Below are 13,795 nucleotides of genomic sequence, written 5' to 3'. Positions count from 1 at the left end.
GGCCGCCGGAGTGGCTCCCCTTCACCGTGGCGACCCCGGCTATGCCGCACGTCTCGACCGCGACAACGACGGGATCGCCTGCGAATGACATTCGGTGCTGGGGCGGGCGGGCCCTACAGTACCGCCCGCCCCAGCCGTGGCGTCAGCTTGTGCAGGTCAGCTTGTGCAGGTCAGTGTTCCGCTGCGCAGCGCGTGGCTGGAGTCGTTGTCATCGTCGGACCAGACGACCGGCTTGTGCCCGGCCGAGCAGGTCCCCGGCGGCGCGATGGCGAATCCCTCGTTGTTGTAGTTGGACATTCCGGTGGGGCGGGCGTAAACGGCGGTGCCGGCGAGCCGGCCGGCGGCGTTGATGTCGAGCGTCGCGGTACGACCCTGGCAGGTGTCGTCGCATTCCGCCCACAGATGACCGGTCGCGGGCTCGTACTCGAGGTCCATGACCGCGGCGAAGCCGCTCGCCACGGTGGCGATCCGGGTGTACCCGCCGCCGCTCTGGTTGAGCGCGTAGGCGTAGACGGTGCCGTTGGCTTCAAGCCCGACGAAGTACAGCCCGCTGCCGTGACCGGAATAGGCGGCCGGGTCGTAGGCGGTGTTGGTGTGCTCGTCGTGGAAGCCGTGTGCGGTGAGGTACGAGTCGGGAATCCACGAGACGGCCTCGAGTCCGCTGTTGGCCGCCACGGAAGGCAGGTCGGCGGTGAGGTTCCACTCGGCGGTCGCATTGAGCGAGGTGGCCGTGGAGGAGGCGTCGTACCGGAGGACCTTCAGCGAGCTGACGTTGCTATTGTTGTTGTCGCGTTCCGTGGAAACGATCACGCCGTCAGGGGTGGTGACCACGCCCTCCGCGTCCGGATCACCGGTCCCGCCTGCGTAGTGCAGCGCCTTGCCGGCGGACCAGCCGCCGGTCGTGTCGGGCTGCCACTTCGCACCGTTCGGCACGAGGCGGTAGAGCGTGCCAGGACCGTTCTTCACCGCCCACAGCACGCTGGAGCTCTGGAAGGACAGGCCGCTGAGGTTCGTGCCGAACACGTTCGCGTCGTCCGCGACGGAGACGGCCGAGCCGCCCGGCCACGCGGCGGGGGGGCAGGCGTTCGCCGCGCCACGGGTCGACGAGGCGGTCGTGGTGAACGAACCCGTGCCGTCAGGGCAGCGCCCGTAGGTCGTCGACGCATGCGAGGTCCACGTGTAGGAATCTACCAGCGTCGTGCCACCCGGCTGATAGAGCCGCACCGAATCGGAACTCCCCAGGCCGAACACCGGATCGACATCAAGAACCAGATGCCCCCCGGCCGCCAGCGACGTACCCGACGCCACTGTGAACACATGAGAATTGTCATTGTCCTTGACCACCCAGCCGGAGATGTCCACGGCTGCCGAACCGATGTTCGCCAGCTCCACCCAGTCCCCGGGTGACCCACCGCTCGACTCGACCTCGTTGATCCGCACGTCCGCCGGCCCCTGCGCCACCGCCGGCATACCGAAAAGGCCGACGGCGACGACGGCCAGAACTGCGGCAACGGCGAATCGCACTTTCCTACGCGAGTATTTATGCAAAGCAGCTGCTCCTTGTGTAGGGTCACCGACAGGCGGCGGCGAATTCACATTCCTCGCGGATCTTCCTGCACGCCGACGACCAGGCGTTGAACGCGCAACCAACAGCTCGGGCAGCACGGATTACCATCCAGGACGGGCTCACCGGGGCCGGCGCCGCGCGGCCTCCACTCGGGAGGGAGCGACTCGCCGATATCGAGGGTCAGCCGTCCATCAAAGCGGGACGGGAAACAGCGGTGAGTCGTTCCCGGAAGTCGACGACCTCCGGCAGGGAGCCATGCCCGGCGAGATCGGTGGCGAGCCGTCCCGCGCGGCTGATCATCGTGTAGGTCGGGCTCGCGGCCAGGATCGCCAGGGCACGCATCCCGAGCCGGGCCGCCTCGGCCGCATCGGGACGCCCGCGGCGCACGAGGGTGGTCGCGAGGACCACGACGGCATGACCATGATCTTCGAAGCCGACGGCCCGTTCTCGGTCGAAGGCGTCGACGGCGGCGCGGGCGAGCGGTTCCGCCTCGTCGCCCGCGCCGAGACGGGCGAGGACGCCGGCGGTGAAGGATTCGGCCGTGGCCGGCCCGAACGGCGAGCTTCCCGGCCGGGCCGGCACGTCGATCACGGCGCGCCGCATCCGGTTCAGCGCCTCGCGGGTGCCGGTGGGGTCGCCGAGGGCAGCGAGCGCCCGCGCCTCGTAGGCGGCGAGCCTGGCCCGGGTGTAGGGGTGATCGGGCGCCCGGCGGGCGATCTCGACGGCTTCGGTGTACTGATGGCTGTAGAACGCCAGGGTGGAGGACATCGCCGCCATCGACGCGGCCAGAACCGGGTCGTCGATCTGGTCGGCGTGATCACCGGCCTGGGCGACGAACCGCCGCGAGGCGGCCTGATCGCCGAGATTGAAGGCCAGCCGCGACAACATGTACGCCGAGTAACCGGCGATCTGGGTGAGATTCACCTGCGCCCTGGACTTGGCACCCGCGTCGAGGAGTCGCTCGGCGGACTGCCAGGTGCGGTACACCCGTGGGGCGAGGACCGCGTGCGGGGTGGTCGTGAACACCGCCGCATGGCCGTCGACCGCATCATCGAGTTCGGCCAGGGTGAGCGCGTCGGGGTTGAGCCGGGCCCGCCGCCGGTAGGTGTCCGCCGCGATCAGCCCGGCCGCGGAGAGCTCGAAGACCTGCCTGCGGTCGGTCTCGGCCGCCCCGCCACCGCCTCTGCCCGCTTCGAGCCGGGCCTGCCATCCGGCGAGCTCCCCGCCGGTCTGCCAGTAGTCGTCGAGTGCGGCACACAGGTCGGCGGAGGGCACGTCCCCGTTCTCGGCCTTGGAGATCCGGGTGCGGTGGAAACCGATCCGTCTACTCAGAGTGTCCTGGCTCATCCGGCCACGGCGCGCCCGGATCCGCCGGCCCAGCGCCGCCGCGCCTGTCTCGTCCTCGTCCACCCGTAGCCATTCCTCCCCGTGCGGCTGACGCCGGGCCCACGGCACAGCGGCGCACAGCGCGGCACAGCACAGCACGAATCATGCGCACGCATGGCAGTCACCCGGTCACATACACAGACTGCCACTTGTCGGCAAGGAACCCGGATCATCCGGCACCGGCGGGTCGCCGGACCCCCACCCCGCAGGAGCGATGATGGCCAGCCCCCCGGACCAGCTCATCTGGCGCCGGCCCAGTGCGGCCCCCGATATCGCGTTCGCCCGCGACGGCGAGACCGTCGCCATCAACTACACCGCCTCCCCCGGCCCGGACCTGCGGATACCCGGGCCGGTCTGGTCCGCGCTACGAGCGGAGATCCGCGCCGGCGACCGGGGGGCGTTCCGCCGACTGAACGCTGCCTGGACCCCCTGGACCGCCGCCGGTGGCGGCCTCGCTGCCGAGCGGGACGGACACGTCCATCTCCGCTACGGCTACCTCGGCAGCCATCAGGTCAAGATCCCGGCTGCGACGTGGCGCCAGATCTGCGCCGCCGTCCGCGGCAGCGCGATCAACCACCTCACCGAGCCCACATAGAGATCACACACCTTTGGGCGTGATCTCTACGTTCGACATCCCGACCCGGGCGTCAGGGTGTGCGGGGGCCCGGGCACGGCGGGTAGTGTCGCGGGGCGTGACTGGGGATCGGTGGCGGGATCGGTACGCGGAGCGCGCCCAGGGGATGATCGCGAGCGAGGTTCGGGCGCTGTTCGCGGTCGCCTCCCGTCCCGAGATCGTGTCGCTCGCCGGGGGTATGCCCGCGGTCGACGCGCTCCCGATGGAGGCGGTCGCGGCGACCGTCTCGGAGCTGGTGCTGAGCCGGGGGGCGGTGGCCCTGCAGTACGGCTCGGCGCAGGGCGATCCGGATCTGCGTGCGCGGATCTGCGACGTGATGGCGATGGAGGGCATCACCGACGCCCGTCCCGACGATGTGGTGGTGACCGCGGGATCGCAGCAGGCGCTGGACCTGCTCACCCGGGTGTTCGTCGATCCCGGCGACGTCGTCGTCACCGAGGGGCCGACCTACGTCACGGCGATCAACACGTTCGCGGCCTACCAGGCGCGGATCGTCCACGTCCCGATGGACGCCGACGGACTGTCTCCGAGCGCGCTCGCGGAAACGCTGGGACGGCTGGCCGCCGAAGGCGCCCGGGTGAAGCTGCTCTACACGGTGCCGACCTTCCAGAACCCCGGGGGAATCACGTTGACGCCGCCGCGGCGGGCCGAGGTGATCGAGATCTGCCGGCGCGCCGGGGTGCTGGTCGTCGAGGACAACCCGTACGGCCTGCTGTCGTTCACGGGTGAGCCGGTGCGGGCGATGCGCGCCGATGCCCCCGACGATGTGGTGTACCTGGGGTCGTTCTCGAAGACGTTGGCGCCGGGGCTACGGGTCGGGTGGGCGCTTGCCCCGGCGCCGGTGACGGCCCGGCTCGTCCTGGCCGCGGAGTCGGCAATCCTGTCGCAGTCGATGTTCACCCAGTTGGTGGTCGAGCGGTATCTGGCGACCCAGCCGTGGGCCGAGCAGGTGAAGGTGTTCCGGGAGATGTACCGGGAGCGCCGCGACGCCATGCTCGACGCCCTGGCCCAGTCGATGCCCGCCGGCGCGACCTGGACCCGCCCGGACGGCGGGTTCTTCGTCTGGTTGACGCTGCCGGACGGGATGGACACCAGGTCGATGCTGCCGCGGGCGATCGCCGCCCGGGTCGCCTACGTTCCCGGGGCCGGGTTCTACGCCGACGGGTCGGGTCGCAACAGCATGCGGCTGTCGTTCTGCTACCCGCCCCCTGATCGCATCCGCGACGGGGTCGGCAGGCTGGGCAGGGTCGTCCGAGACGAGCTGGACCTGCATGACACCTTCCGCCCGTGACACCGTCGCCGCCCGTGACACCGTCGCCGCCCGGCCATGATGTCGCCGACCGTCCATGATGTGCCCGACACCGTGAAGGACGCGACGATGACTGATCTGGGCCGTGTGCTGATCCTCGCCGGCGGGCTGTCGCCCGAACGGGAGGTGTCGCTGCATTCGGGGGGAAGGCTACGCGACGCGCTGACCCGCATCGGTGTCGACGCCGACCTGGCCGACGTCGACGCCGCGACGCTGCCCGCGCTGGCGGCCGACCCGCCCGACGTGGTGTTCCCCGTGCTGCACGGCACGTCAGGGGAGGACGGCACGATCCGGGAGGTCCTGGACCTCTACGACCTGCCCTACGTGGGTGCCGCGCCGCCGGCCTGCCGGGTGGCGTTCGACAAGGCGACGGCGAAGGCGGCCGTCACCGCCGCCGGGGTGGCGACACCGGCGGCGGTGACGCTGCCCCGCGCGGCGTTCCACGACCTGGGCGCCGCCGCGCTGATCGAACGGATCGTGGCCCGGCTGGGGCTACCGGTCGTGGTGAAGCCCCGCGCGGGCGGATCGGCGTTCGGGGTCAGCCGCGTCGACGACGCCAGCGGGCTCGCCGAGGCACTGATGGCCTGCTTCGGCTACCACGACTCGGCGCTGATCGAACGAGCCGTCAGCGGGGTCGAAATCGCCGTCGGCGTCATCGACTTCGGCGACGGCGACAGCGACAGCGACAGCACCGGGCCGGTCGCGTTGCCCGCCGTCGAGATCGAGCCGGCCGCAGGGGTATACGACTACGCGGCCCGGTACACCGCGGGCGCCACCGCCTTCTTCACCCCGGCTCGCCTCGACGACGCGGTGCTACGCGCCGCCGCCGAGACCGCCATCACCGCACATCGCGTGCTGGGCCTACGGGACCTGTCCCGCACCGACATGATCGTCGACGCGGCCGGAAACGTGCAGTTCCTGGAGGTGAACGTGGCCCCCGGCATGACCGACACAAGCACCTGGCCGATGGGCCTGCACGCCGCCGGACTCGACTTCGCCGTGGTCTGCCGCGACCTCGCCGCCCGCGCCACCAACCGGGCGCGGCCGGGGCCACGATGACGCATGACCGAGTTTCACGACTGGGCGGACATTCGCGCCGACCTGCACGACGGCGACGATGAGGCGCTCGCCGTCGAGCGGGCGCGTACCGAAGCCTGGGTCAGCGCTTTTCACCTTGCCGAGGAGCGTAAACGGCTCGGGTTGACCCAGCACCAGATGGCCGACGTGATGGGCGTCTCCCGGGGCGGGTGAGCCAGATCGAAAACGGCGACGGCAATTCCCGGGCCGCAGTGGCGGGCGTTTACTCCGGGCGACCTACGAGTGCCTGGTCATCGAGCAGAATCTCGGTATCTGTTGATTTCCGCCCGAGTTGGCGATCTTCCGCTCGTCAGGAAGAAAAGGTTGTCGGATAGCCTGAAGGGCGAGTTTCCGCTGGCCAGGGCGGCGCCGTTGAGAAGGTCTGCGATTCGTGCGCGCATCGGCTCCTCCGCTGCCCGGAAGTCCACGATCACCACGCCGTGCTCGCGGAGATCCCGGATCGCGTGGAGCGCACCTTCGTAGGCGTCGACGACATGGGTAGGGGCTTCGCTCTCAGGGCCCGCGCTTTCGTTCATGTGTGATGTCCTCGACTTCCGCCGACTTCCGTCGACTTCCGTCGGCCAGGATTTCCGCCCGCCATTTCCAAGATCAGACCAGGCCCTGCCGACGCTCATCCGGCGTTCCCGGCAGCGGACGCTTTTCCGAATCCGGTCCCCTCGTACCCGGGCGCCCACGCGTCCGGGTTGCCGGGTTGCCGGGTTGCCGGGGCAGGGTACCGCTGCAAGGTATGCGCAGCTTGGGGAGGAGCTCGGCGGGTCGTGCCAGCAGGTAGACGGTGCGGTGGGTGCGCGGGACCGCGTGCTGGAGAGTGCAGCCCTGCCGCTGGTAGTAGTCGACCAGGCCGGGGAAGGCACAACCGCGACGGACCCAGCTGCGACCCAGCCGGGCCGCGTGGTCGACGGCCCATCGGGCGATGAGCGTGCCTGGTCGGATCGCCTCGTAGGTCGGATCGTCTCGTAGGTCTGATCGGTGCAGGTCGTGTAGAGGTACGACGCCGGCTCGGCGAACTCCTGGTCGATCCATCCCCACGGTGGCGCCGAGGTCTGCACGGTGGTGCAGCCGACGATGCGGCCGTCGTCGCCGAGCACCCACATGCTGCTGTCGGTGGTCGGCGTGTGGTCGGCCTGCTGGGCGAGGCTGTCGGCCTCGGCACGCCAGGCCGGCCAGCCGCGATCTTCGAGCCACGCGCTGCGGGCGAGGATCACGTCGCGGATGGCGGGAACATCGCCGGCGGTCGCGAGACGCATCAACATGGGAAGGCCGTCGTCGCGGGATGCAGGTGGATCACGTCGATGATTTTCACGTCGTGGTTCAGGAAGGACGCCTACAAGCAGCGCCACGCCGTGGGGTGCGGCATCAACCGGTTGAAGCGCCACCGGGCTGTCGCGGCTCAGTACGACGAACTCTCCGTTCGCTACAAAGCAACAGACACCATCGCCACGATCGACGAATGACTGCCCTAACAGACCCTAGCCGACATCGTATGGATCAACCAGCCAGTCGCAAGTCCCAAGCCAACCGAGACTACCAACTGTCTCATTTGACTTGACATCTACCGACAGGCCGCTGAAGATCAGGCTGTCGCGGCACCGGCCGCGCTCAGGAACGGGGAAAAATGACACTTCCGGACCGCCTTCCGGCCCGACAGCTCTTGCTAGGAAGCACAGGAACCGACGTCCAGAGACTCTACAACTATCTGCAGCGTTTCGGATATTTTCCCAACGAGGGTCTTGCCGAGTACAGAACCTGGCAACCGGCGGTTGCGGCCGCGATCGCGGACGAGCAGTCCTTCGACGAGACACTCGAACAAGCCGTGCGGCTGTTCCAGAAGCAGAGCGGTCTCGTCTCCGACGGAGTGGTCGGCCCCAAGACACTCGGACTGATGGGCAGGCGCCGCTGCGGTGTTCCCGACCTGGTACCCGGGGAAGGCCCGCAGCCCTTCGTGGTATCCGGTAGCCACTGGGACAAGTCAACCATCACCTACCGGTTCGAAAACTCGGGTTCGGACCTTCAGGCCACGGACGCGCAGGCCGCGGTCAAGGCCGCGTTCCAGCGCTGGTCCGCCGTCGTGCCGCTGACATTCCAGGAGGTGACCACCGGCGGCGACATCCTGATCGGGTGGTTCTCCGGTGAGCACGGCGACGGTAAGACCAACGCCTTCGACGGGCCGTCGGGCGTGCTCGCCCACTGCTTTTCCCCCCCGCCCGGCGGCGGCTCGTTCGCCGGCGACCTGCATTTCGACGAGGCCGAGACCTGGACGACCGACACTCCGGCGAGCGGCACCGACCTGCTCACGGTGGCCCTTCACGAGATCGGGCACGGCATCGGCCTCGACCATTCCGCCGACCCGGCGGCGGTCATGTACGCCTACTACGGTGGGATCCGCCGCGAGCTGACCGTCGACGACATTGCGGGTATCCGGCAGATCTACGGTGGCAAGGGTTGGGCGCCGGACTGGTTCCCGCTGCCAGGGAAAGCCGTCTTCGACCGCGACAAGCAGCAGATTGCCGCCGTGTCACGAGCACCCGGCAATCTCGACCTGTTCGTCATCGGCTTCGACAACCACATCTGGTCCACCTACTGGAACGACCGAACCGGCTGGGCACCCGACTGGTTCCCACTACCAGGAAACGCCGTCTTCGACCGCGACAAACAACAACTCGCCGCCGTGTCACGAGCACCCGGCAATCTCGACCTGTTCGTCATCGGCTTCGACAACCACATCTGGTCCACCTACTGGAACGACCGAACCGGCTGGGCACCCGACTGGTTCCCACTACCAGGAAACGCCGTCTTCGACCGCGACAAACAACAACTCGCCGCCGTGTCACGAGCACCCGGCAATCTCGACCTGTTCGTCATCGGCTTCGACAACCACATCTGGTCCACCTACTGGAACGACCGAACCGGCTGGGCACCCGACTGGTTCCCACTACCAGGAAACGCCGTCTTCGACCGCGACAAACAACAACTCGCCGCCGTGTCACGAGCACCCGGCAATCTCGACCTGTTCGTCATCGGCTTCGACAACCACATCTGGTCCACCTACTGGAATTCCTGACCACCGCTTGACGTCCCCTGTCTGCGCCACTCGAGGTGGGGCGCCACCCGCGATCACATTCTCAAGCTGATACGACTCCGCCAGGGTCTGACAGCTCCGGGACATCGGTCGCCGTCAGGACCACGTCATCACCCGTTAACGTCACCTCGCCGGGGCTGTAGGAGGCGTTCGAGGGGCTGATGCTGCTCGGGCCGGGCACGAAGCCGGTGCTGCTGACGGTGGCGATCCACCCGGCGGGGTCGATGTCCCGGGCATCGGTGACCGTGACGGTCCCGAGCCGACCCGAGACCTGGGCGCTGCTCAGGGGCACGGCGCCCAGGCTGACCACTCCGGTCGGGGCGGAGATCTCCAGCGTGCCCGGGAGGTCGCAGTCGGCCTTGGTGATCGCGTTGTTGGCGAGGGTCACCGCGGCATTGCGGGCCAGTGCCCGGCCGTTGATGCTGGTGCCCGCCGCTGCGGTGATCGACTGATCGGCCACGACATTGCCCGCGATTACCGAGTTCGCCGCCAGCGTGGCGGAGCTACCGACCTGCCAGAAGACGTTGCACGCCCGGGCTCCGCCGACGAGCGCCACCCGGGCGTCCGCCCCGCTGATGAGCGTGCTTCCCACCTGGAAGATGAAGACCGCATTGGGGTGACCCTGGCCGTCGAGGGTGAGTGGCCGGCGAGGCCGAGCGAGGAGATCGAGTTGTAGACGCCCGGGGCGAGTGTCAGACCACCGAGGTCGCCGGAGACGAAGACGGTAGGGGCGCGCGCCGCGGCGTCGTTGTACGCGATGTTCAGATCGAACTGCGCCTGGGCGGCGACCGGGTCGCCGCCGTGCATTGTCCCGTCCAGGGTGCCCGGGGGGAACCCGGTCACCGCGGTGCCTGGACTCACGCCCATGTCACCGACGATGTGGCTGGCATCGGAGTTGGTGACCGTCGCCGCGGCAAGCACCGCGAAGTTCTCGACCGATCCGATATCGACTGGCGCTGGCCGCTCTATGTGCGCGGCCTGCGCCCGGGGCTGACCGCCGACGACCAGCGCGCCGGCGGCGACCATGAGAGCGATGCTGACGACCGCCCGGGTCAGTCTGCGGCGGCCAGGAATCGCCACGCTCACCGGCGAGATCTCCCGTGCCAACCTCCCCGACCAGCCAGCCTGGTCACCGTGTGGCGGTCACCGCGAGTCCCCCGGTCCGCCGCACCGTGCACGCAGGTCTCCACAGCCCGGCGATGTAGTCCGCGCGGCCTTCGAGCCGTCGGATACGGGCGACCTCGAGTAAGCCGCCGTAGCTCGAACTGGGAAGGATGCGTCGAACCCGGCGGGTGTGCCGGCGCGCGACCCCAGATGCTCCCCACGATGGCCACAGGCCCGTTGCTACACCCGTTGCTACAGCTGCGGCGATTCACGACTTTCGAGCGCCCCGGTTGCCGCCGTGGGGGCATGGGGGGCTCGGCCCCCCAACAGACATAACGGCCGGCGGCGAGCCTGATCAAAGATCAGCGAGCAGGCGGAGCCAGCGCGTGGGCGCGGCAGGGATCGAACCTGCGACCACTCGCTTGTAAGGCGTTCCGGGGCCACCAACGTGCTTGACCTGCAAAGACGCAGGTCGCCGCCGACCGCGAGTCGAAAAGTTGAGCGCTGACTAAACGATCACCCATCCCCACCCATCGCGCGGCCGGTCATCGCAGTGGCCGCGCGAGTCGGGCTCGTAGCTCGGCGATGCCGTCCAGCGTCGACAGCCCCGAGCTCGGACCGCAGGCACGGCGCGGCGTCCACCGGACGGACGCCGTCGAACGCGGCCGGCTTGGGTGCTCCCCGGGTCCGGGGTCACGTCCAGCGGCGTGGTGTACGGAGAGTGACTCCGCGTGATCCTAAGTTTAGTTTAGGCGGTGAGTGCTTCGGGTGTCACGCTGATCTCGGGTGTGTCGGCCGGCGTGTTCCCCGCGTCGACTTTCGCGAGGATTTCCAGGCCGAAATAGCGGTGGGTTTCGATCCACTCGTCACTGATGTCGTTGGGCATGGCCCTCGAGGCGCTGGAGGCACCGAAGGCTCGGGAGCGGCAGGGGGCAAGGAACGATCTCCGCTCAACTTCCGCATCAGCTGATGCGGAAGTTGCCGCCAGCAACCCCTCCACGATCGTCGCCCGTGAGCTCGGCATCTCCCCGTCCACCTACGAGCGGGTTCGCAGCGTCTACCGGGCCGCTGAAGACCCCGATGAACCCGAGGTGAAGGGTCCGGGCCAGATCGGACCCCGCCGTGGCGTATCCACGGCATACGCCACGGGCAGCGACCGCGGGCCTGCGGGCCACATCTTTCGAGCCTCCTCGAAAGCTACTGCCCGTAGCAGGATGGACACACGGATAGCCCTAAACTCACGCGGGCGGAGAGCGCATCGGCTAGGTCCGCCCGGCGGACGTAGGGGCATCTCGCGCACCTGCGGGGCGCAGGGCCGCCTGCATGTTGACGCGCTCCGTCCTCGACTTGGCGAAGATGTGACGTATTCAACCTGCTAGCAGCTTGAGATCGATTGCATGCGTCCCGCGACGAGGACGAAGGGCTCGATATAGGCCAACACGCCGAAGGACCACCTTCGCGACCTAATCTCTGTGGCCTCCCGTTGTCTTTTGCTTGACCAATGGTAAGCAATCGATTGCAAGTGTCGACGGACGGTAAGAGATCGATCGCAGTATCAAATGTATTGATAGAAAGTTGGATGCGATGGCCACTCTCCGCAGACCGTCTTGCCACCCCCTCGCTCCCTGGCCCGTGTAACGTGGCCACTGTCAAACGACAATGGCGATCCGCGGATCGTTCGCATTCCGCGCGGTATTCTCCGTATCCTTTAACGGGTTCCAATCGAATGGATTCCGCATGCCCTCAAAGGCCGTATGTTGGTGTGATCATTGTCGGTGGGTAACTGCCCAGGCAATGACTCGAGCCAACGAAAGCCGCTGGTCAAAGCTCACCGCCGAGCAGCGCCGCGCAGCTCTCGCGCCGGCTCATGCGGCCCGAAGCGCGAACGCCGCAAAACGGCGCGGCGGGCCTGACGCAGCGGAGGTCTCCACCCTGTAAACGACGAAAGGCCGGTGTTGGTAGCACCGACCAATCGCCGAATCACCCGAAGGTAACTCGCGATTCCCTCGCCAAAGGAAACCACTACAATATGATACGCGAATCGGTGTGTGACGCCAAAATCACATCGATGTCATTTACTGTCCGTGACGGTGGCCGATGACCGCCCGCCAGCCCCTCACCGCGGCTCAGCGTCGCCTACGCGCCCAGATCGCCGCGCACACCTCCCACGCTCACCACGACCCCCGGGAGCGCACCCGGGCCGCGAGTGCGGCCACCCCCGCGCAGCGCCCCTACTGGCAGCGGCTTGTGGCCGCGGAGCATCCCGAGCTGGACGGCGCCGAGATCAACCGTCGGGCCGAACACCTCCACCGGGCCCATATGGCAACGCTGGCCCTCCGCTCGTCGCAGGCCCGCGCGAGACGGAAGGCCTCCGGCACCGGGGACGCCGCATGACTCCGCCCGCCCGTGACCCCGGCGTCACGTCCGTCACGACCTGGGTCGATGGCCCGACCGTGCCCCGGGTGGTCGAGTCCGCCCTCGCCACCGCAGTCTCCTGGGTGGGCTACCCGCTGACGCCCTACGTGATCAGCGAGGCCCGCCCGCTCCTGGACCTCGTGACGGTAGGGAGTTTGCTCGGCCAGCCGGCCCTGACGGTGCCCCTTCTGGCCCCGCTGTATCGCGTCGGTCTGATCGCCCCGGATGGATCTCTCGTCGGCAACCTGTGGCCGTGGCGGTCGATGAGCATGGACGCCCGCAGGGCCGCGGTCGACGAGCTCGCGGGGCTGATCTGCCTGGCGGACGATGTGGCCGCGACGCTCGCCCGCCTTGGGAGCCCGATCGAGCCGTCCTGGACCGGGGACCGGATCACCCTTGCGGCCCTGCTCGCCGCGGACGTCGACCTGTGGCAGCCGCCCCGGCTCCTCACCGAGGCGCTCCAGCCTGTGACCCCGTACAGCGCGGCCCCCGACGGCCTGTCCGTCCGGTACCGCCCGGGGGTGCAAGGGGCCGCGGAGCGAGAGGCGGCCGGTCTGCGGCGCGCGGTGGTGACGCGGGCGAGGGCTGCGGTGGGCCTGGCCCCGCCGCAGCGCCTCGCGTACGCCGGTGGGGGACAGCGTCGCCCGGGCGCGCAGCAGCGCGGCGCCGAACTCCGCCGGGACGCTCTCCGCGCCGTGCTCGCCCGCTATCCGGGGCTGGAGGTCGCCGACCTGCTCGCCGGCTCCGGGCGCCACCTCGACGCCTCCGCCCGCCGGCTGAACAGCGAGATGACCGCCCGCGGTCTGCCCGCCCTCACCCGGACGGATCTGCGCCAGGCCGCCCGGACACTGCGCCGCGACCTCGCCGCCATCCGGACGGCCATCTCCACGGATGCCGTCTGAGGCCGATCGCGGTCAACGAACGCTGCCACGATTCGTTGGCCGCGCAGGTCAGGCAGCGTGATCGCCATGCCGCCCGCTGCCGCACCGCCCCCCCGCAGACCCCCCGCCGGCCCGGGAACTGTCGACTACTGGGCCGCGGCGCTTGACCCCGACGGGGAGCTCCCCGTCGATCTGCGGACGCTGCTCGCCTCTCGGGTCCGCGGCCGGTGGATGGCCGTCGTCGGCCGGCTCGGCGCTGCCGCCCGCACCCCCCAGAAATGACAAAGCCGGCGTCCCCACGCCGGCTTTGTCATTTCTGGGG

General features: G+C 69.0%; 14 protein-coding genes and 2 pseudogenes. 10 read left to right on the top strand and 6 right to left on the bottom strand.

Annotated features, from left to right (window positions below):
- Window positions 1–10 precede the first annotated feature (10 nt).
- On the top strand, window positions 11–88 hold the full coding sequence (locus NBZ85_RS32710; RefSeq protein ID WP_308205189.1) for an excalibur calcium-binding domain-containing protein: 78 nt from the start codon (window positions 11–13) through the stop codon (window positions 86–88).
- A gap of 68 nt (window positions 89–156) precedes the next feature.
- Here NBZ85_RS32710 and NBZ85_RS17040 read toward each other — a convergent pair whose 3' ends face one another.
- Together NBZ85_RS17040 and NBZ85_RS17035 are read right to left on the bottom strand one after the other, a co-directional pair.
- Window positions 157–1,524: a lamin tail domain-containing protein gene (locus NBZ85_RS17040; protein WP_261556770.1), complete on the bottom strand. Its 1,368-nt coding sequence runs from the start codon at window positions 1,522–1,524 to the stop codon at window positions 157–159.
- 223 nt (window positions 1,525–1,747) lie between these two features.
- Window positions 1,748–2,977, bottom strand: a complete 1,230-nt coding sequence (locus tag NBZ85_RS17035; protein WP_261556771.1) for a helix-turn-helix domain-containing protein — start codon at window positions 2,975–2,977, stop codon at window positions 1,748–1,750.
- 193 nt (window positions 2,978–3,170) lie between these two features.
- On the opposite strand from NBZ85_RS17035, the gene NBZ85_RS17030 reads away from it, so the two are divergent.
- The 4 genes from NBZ85_RS17030 (at window position 3,171) to NBZ85_RS17015 (ending at window position 6,147) form a co-directional block, all read left to right on the top strand.
- Window positions 3,171–3,548 (top strand): hypothetical protein, encoded by a 378-nt coding sequence (locus tag NBZ85_RS17030; protein WP_261556772.1) that lies wholly within the window; start codon window positions 3,171–3,173, stop codon window positions 3,546–3,548.
- Window positions 3,549–3,693: 145 nt separating this feature from the next.
- Window positions 3,694–4,878: an aminotransferase-like domain-containing protein gene (locus NBZ85_RS17025; RefSeq protein WP_261562214.1), complete on the top strand. Its 1,185-nt coding sequence runs from the start codon at window positions 3,694–3,696 to the stop codon at window positions 4,876–4,878.
- A gap of 87 nt (window positions 4,879–4,965) precedes the next feature.
- Window positions 4,966–5,955, top strand: coding sequence for a D-alanine--D-alanine ligase family protein (locus NBZ85_RS17020; RefSeq protein ID WP_261562213.1), 990 nt, complete (start codon window positions 4,966–4,968; stop codon window positions 5,953–5,955).
- A gap of 3 nt (window positions 5,956–5,958) precedes the next feature.
- Window positions 5,959–6,147, top strand: a complete 189-nt coding sequence (locus NBZ85_RS17015) for a helix-turn-helix domain-containing protein (RefSeq protein WP_261562212.1) — start codon at window positions 5,959–5,961, stop codon at window positions 6,145–6,147.
- A 77-nt stretch (window positions 6,148–6,224) separates the two neighbouring features.
- On the opposite strand, the gene NBZ85_RS17010 is transcribed toward NBZ85_RS17015, so the two are convergent.
- Window positions 6,225–6,509 carry a hypothetical protein gene (locus NBZ85_RS17010; RefSeq protein WP_261556775.1) on the bottom strand — a complete coding sequence of 95 codons (285 nt, stop codon included), beginning with the start codon at window positions 6,507–6,509 and terminating at the stop codon, window positions 6,225–6,227.
- A 600-nt stretch (window positions 6,510–7,109) separates the two neighbouring features.
- On the opposite strand from NBZ85_RS17010, the gene NBZ85_RS33790 reads away from it, so the two are divergent.
- A complete protein-coding gene (locus NBZ85_RS33790) occupies window positions 7,110–7,448 on the top strand; it encodes a hypothetical protein (RefSeq protein WP_261556776.1) in 339 nt (112 codons plus the stop codon).
- 161 nt (window positions 7,449–7,609) lie between these two features.
- Window positions 7,610–9,055: a matrixin family metalloprotease gene (locus NBZ85_RS17000; RefSeq protein WP_261556777.1), complete on the top strand. Its 1,446-nt coding sequence runs from the start codon at window positions 7,610–7,612 to the stop codon at window positions 9,053–9,055.
- Window positions 9,056–9,116: 61 nt separating this feature from the next.
- Here NBZ85_RS17000 and NBZ85_RS16995 read toward each other — a convergent pair.
- From NBZ85_RS16995 to NBZ85_RS16990, 3 genes and pseudogenes are all read right to left on the bottom strand, one after another.
- Window positions 9,117–9,704: pseudogene (locus NBZ85_RS16995) on the bottom strand (ice-binding family protein); the annotation flags it as partial.
- A 29-nt stretch (window positions 9,705–9,733) separates the two neighbouring features.
- A pseudogene (locus NBZ85_RS33785) lies at window positions 9,734–10,099 on the bottom strand (ice-binding family protein); the annotation flags it as partial.
- An 826-nt stretch (window positions 10,100–10,925) separates the two neighbouring features.
- Window positions 10,926–11,063: a hypothetical protein gene (locus tag NBZ85_RS16990; RefSeq protein WP_261562211.1), complete on the bottom strand. Its 138-nt coding sequence runs from the start codon at window positions 11,061–11,063 to the stop codon at window positions 10,926–10,928.
- A 1,211-nt stretch (window positions 11,064–12,274) separates the two neighbouring features.
- Here NBZ85_RS16990 and NBZ85_RS16985 point away from each other — a divergent pair.
- Genes NBZ85_RS16985 through NBZ85_RS16975 form a run of 3 tightly spaced genes read left to right on the top strand, consistent with a single transcriptional unit; the run spans window position 12,275 to window position 13,755 of the window.
- Complete coding sequence (locus tag NBZ85_RS16985; protein ID WP_261562210.1) at window positions 12,275–12,571, top strand: hypothetical protein; 297 nt, start codon at window positions 12,275–12,277, stop codon at window positions 12,569–12,571.
- Complete coding sequence (locus NBZ85_RS16980; protein ID WP_261562209.1) at window positions 12,568–13,494, top strand: hypothetical protein; 927 nt, start codon at window positions 12,568–12,570, stop codon at window positions 13,492–13,494. The genes NBZ85_RS16985 and NBZ85_RS16980 overlap by 4 nt, the downstream gene beginning before the upstream one ends.
- Before the next feature lie 57 nt (window positions 13,495–13,551).
- A complete protein-coding gene (locus tag NBZ85_RS16975; protein ID WP_261562208.1) occupies window positions 13,552–13,755 on the top strand; it encodes a hypothetical protein in 204 nt (67 codons plus the stop codon).
- Window positions 13,756–13,795 lie beyond the last annotated feature (40 nt).

Origin of the sequence: Frankia tisae (assembly GCF_025403405.1) — a bacterium.
GTDB classification, from domain to species: Bacteria; Actinomycetota; Actinomycetes; order Frankiales; family Frankiaceae; genus Frankia; species Frankia tisai.
The sequence above is the reverse complement of the archived record's forward strand: the minus strand, read 5'-3'. Positions and strand labels throughout refer to the sequence as shown.